The organism is Variovorax sp. P4_B10 (genome assembly GCF_056402375.1).
Genome location: NZ_JBFUHN010000160.1, coordinates 1 through 3,558, shown reverse-complemented (window position 1 = coordinate 3,558; position 3,558 = coordinate 1). Strand labels below are relative to the sequence as shown.

Sequence of the window (3,558 nt, the reverse complement as noted above, 5' to 3'; positions counted from 1 at the left end):
GCCGCGCTGCTGTGGCGCCCGGCCGTGACCAGGCTGCCCTGTCCACTCTGGCCCGACTGCCCTGACTGCTGCCGCGCCGCGCGCCGGGCCTGCCAATGAAAGCGCACCTGCACGCGATGATCGCGCTGCGTGTGGACGGCGGTTGGCACCTCGTCGTCATCGGCACCGAAAGCGAAGGACAAAAAACTGCTTTTTACAAGCTAATCGGCGAACTCGATTGTCTTTAAAACATTTTTTACGGACTCCAAATTACCTTTTTTCTCCGCTGGATATGACGATTGCCCCATGAGTACTTTTTTGCCAACGGCACAAAACACAGCAGAGCGCAATCCTTTGGTCTTGGATTCAAATGAAACCACAAATCCATCCCAATCCCTCCCTTCAATTTTTTCGATCTCCACCTTTGGCAACTTTGCCGCCGCCTCGGTCAACACCCAGATATTGTCTTTTTTTCGCGCCGGACAATTGGCCTCCACATAAGTGGAAAGCTCTGGAGTTTTCGCTGTGCATCGCAATCCAAACCAAGGCTCGTCATATGGCTTTGGTTTTATGTAATCCCAGTACACGTTCGAATAAGTCTCGACTTCCGGCTTGTAAAAATATGGTGCCTTCTTTTTCGAAAAGTTGCCGGATGGTCTATAAAAAACCGCATCACTGTATGAGGGGGATGTCCAAAAATACTCGCGGTCTGCCAATTTCAATTGGATTTTGCATTCATCTATTTTCGCAACAACTTCTTTCACCCCTTGGTTCAAATCAATGTCAGAAGGAACTCGGGTCAATTCAGATGCGCCTACCCCAAAAGATGCTTCAAGGGAAAAGCAGCAAACAATCGCAACAAAAAAAGATCTGATATTCATCATGGCCTTCGAAAAGAAAAATTCTCGGGAATACCGCCGGATGTGCCATTGCCTTGGGGGAACAGCGGATTTTCGAGAAGAATAACCTGCGCATTCGCAAATGCCATGAAACGCGCCTGCACGCCCCAAATTCTAGAGAAATTAGAACTAGGAGTGCCAAGGTTAACGGTGGCGGCTACATTTCCGAACGCGCCATTTTCGTAATAATTCTTCAGACCAGATGTTGTTGTTTTCGAAATCATTGTGTTTGTTGAGTTCGTCAAATACCCATCTGCTTGCTCGGAAGCGCCTGACCACGCCCAATACACGCCGGCGCTTTGAGCTCGCTCATTGGCATCAATTCCAACAGAATTTCGTTGATCGATAACAGATTGAGGAATTCCCGTGGAACTATCTCTCAAGCTATTTGTTGGATCCGTCATGCCATGATTTCGATTCACATTTGCCAAAGCCGTGTGATTTCTCAATGATGTTTGAATTGTCGCCGGAATTGCCGCACCCCTGAAGTCCCAATATTTAATGTAGTTATCCGCATGGGTAAGTTGCAAAAATCCGCGCCCGTCCCATGGCTTATACCAATACGGGCTGTTTTCGTGAAATTTTTGAAACCACTGGGTTTCTTGCGTTGTATTGCCGAAAAAACAGGCCAATCGAACGGGAGTGACGATGCAGTATTTTCTCAATGCAATGTTGAGAGTCGCTCGTCTTTCTCCAGCGGCTGCATCGCCATCAGCGAGCAGACCCGCTGCCCCAGATAGTTGAACACCCTCCCAAAACCATCGATTTCCATCTTGACGCAGCGAGTTTGCAGGAAGTAACTGCACCATTTCATTGCGACTCAACCATCCGCATTTCCTAAAGTGCTGGATGAACTCCCTTGGGTGAAAGTGCCAGTGCTTGATCGTCAGGCGCGCCTTGTCCTCATCCGGTAGACCCTCCCAGAAGCACAGCTTCTGCGCAAAGTCGGTCATTTCCGTGAAGTCCGTTTCGTCCTCCAGTGGGTATGGCATGTAAGGGTTGCCCTTATCTCGTGTCCACGCCCAGCGCGTGCGCACCTGGTCTTTGGCCCACTCCGTGGGGAACTTGCAAATCGTTCTGGCCAGCTTCTCCTGCACGGCGGGTTTGCACAGGTTCTGCTTTCGGTTGACCGCCTTTTGCTCGGGCGTGGTTTGCGCGCTCTCGGGCGCCTGGGGCCCTGGCGTGGGCGGGCTCGTCAGGTTCGGTGGCCCGTTAGGTGGTGCCGGGGGCTGGGCCGCCGGTGCCAGCATGGCATCGATCATGGCCGAGTTGCACTGGCTGTTGTCGTCCTGGGCGTCGTCGTCAATGAGTTTCCAGCCCATCCAGTGCGGGAAGTCGGCGTCGCTGAACTTCTTGGTATGGGCAGCATTGAGGTTGACCCATGCGCCTTGCGGTTGACCGGGCAGGACGACCTTACGCCAGTGAGCGGCGTTGTTCGGCAATGGATCACTACCGAGGTTGCGGCCAAAGCGCAATAGCTCATACCAGCCGCTGGGGCTGGAGCCCGTGGTGTTGAGGTTATGGCGCGTGTTCGCTTCGGCGTAGAGGTTGTATTCGGCTTTGGGCTCCAGGGGAGCTGTGCCGACGACCTCGCCGCCGAGTTGGTATGTGGTGAGGGTGGCGCTACCGGCTTCGTACTTGAGGCCAACGATCAGATCGGCGCCGCCACTGTCGCTGGCCGTCGCGGGCAAGGTGGCGCCGGTCGGCTGAGCGCTGTAGCACGCAGTCCTGGCAGGCACCAGCACATAGATCTGACCGTACACCGCGTCGATACGACCGTCGCTACCCACGGCCAGATCGCCGGTACTGCGGCCAACCAGATTCTTGGCATCGGCATCGCCAGCGACGATTTCCAGGTGGATGCGGTTGGCTTGGCCGTAGATGGTGCCGGCCAATCCCAGCTTGTCTTTGCGGTAGACGGGCTGATTGACGGCCGGCAGGTTGGCATCGAGCAAGCGTAGGTGCTGATAGATGGAGTAATAGATGACGTGGACAGGGGTCGTGCCGTTGGCGCCAATCTCGGTTTTATGGCGAATGACGACGCAGCCCGTGGAATGGTCTTGCGCGTCGTAGCGGGCATTACCACCATCGCGCCGGAAGATCACGGTGCCGTCGGCGATGGCGCGCACCGGCTCGTCGGCCGTGGGGGCGTTGACGTGGATGCCGCCATGCCAGGCCATCGCCTGACTGACAGGAAAGGCGCCGCTGCCGACAATGCCTCCGGGCATGACGTCGCTGACGCACTGCTCGCTGTAGACCGGAATGTCCGGCTGAGAAAGAAAGGGTGGACTGATGATCATCGTTCGCTCACCTAAACCGAAAATTTGAACTTGTTGGGTGGCGGCGTAATGCTGGGCGGCTTCTCGAACACCGCCATGCCCGTGGGCAACACTGGCAACTTCGCAGGCTTCCCTCCCGGCCCCACAAAACTCTTCGTCGTCCCCTTCACATCCAGCAACCCCGGCATCTTCAGCGTGATGTTCGCCCCATCGAGTTCGATGCTGGTCTGCCCGCCCTTGAGCGTGATCTTCTGCTTGGCCAGCACGTGGATCTCGTCGTTGCTGCTGGTGACCGTGAAGCCTTCCTTCGCCAGCCATTCGAGTTCGTCGGTGTGCGCCTGCACGCTCACCGGCCCGTCCTGCGCGATGACCTGGATGCCGCCCTCATGGCTGTAGAGGCC

Annotated in this window: 4 protein-coding genes; all 4 read right to left on the bottom strand. The window is 55.6% G+C overall.

The window, feature by feature from the left end; translation table 11 throughout:
* The coding region (locus AC1DXX_RS33125; RefSeq protein WP_478138437.1) for a hypothetical protein at window positions 1-182 on the bottom strand (182 nt) is incomplete at its 3' end.
* Between the two features lie 18 nt (window positions 183-200).
* Window positions 201-860, bottom strand: a complete 660-nt coding sequence (locus AC1DXX_RS33120; RefSeq protein ID WP_478138436.1) for a hypothetical protein — start codon at window positions 858-860, stop codon at window positions 201-203.
* Window positions 860-3,178 (bottom strand): M23 family metallopeptidase, encoded by a 2,319-nt coding sequence (locus AC1DXX_RS33115; protein ID WP_478138435.1) that lies wholly within the window; start codon window positions 3,176-3,178, stop codon window positions 860-862. The genes AC1DXX_RS33120 and AC1DXX_RS33115 overlap by 1 nt, the downstream gene beginning before the upstream one ends.
* A gap of 11 nt (window positions 3,179-3,189) precedes the next feature.
* Window positions 3,190-3,558, bottom strand: a 369-nt coding sequence (locus AC1DXX_RS33110) for a DUF2345 domain-containing protein (RefSeq protein ID WP_478138434.1), incomplete at its 5' end; no start/stop codon positions are given.